1 protein-coding gene is annotated in these 228 nt (G+C 48.7%); it reads left to right on the forward strand.

The window, feature by feature from the left end:
• Positions 1-182: flagellin (locus tag SB765_RS34640; protein ID WP_410933157.1), on the forward strand; the 182-nt coding region annotated here is incomplete at its 5' end.
• Positions 183-228: the final 46 nt, after the last annotated feature.

Consider the following 228-nt stretch of genomic DNA (forward strand, 5'->3'; position numbering starts at 1 on the left):
TGACTAACCTGAACAACACCACCACTAACCTGTCTGCAGCACAGTCTCGTATTCAGGATGCTGACTACGCAACTGAAGTTTCAAACATGTCTAAAGCGCAGATCGTACAGCAGGCTGGTAACTCAGTGTTGGCTAAAGCTAACCAGGTTCCACAGCAGGTTCTGTCTCTGCTGCAGGGCTAATCACCCAACGTATAAAAGACAAACCCCGCTTCGGCGGGGTTTTTTT

It is taken from the genome of Pseudomonas sp. SIMBA_067 (assembly GCF_046534675.1).
Lineage (GTDB): Bacteria > Pseudomonadota > Gammaproteobacteria > Pseudomonadales > Pseudomonadaceae > Aquipseudomonas > Aquipseudomonas putida.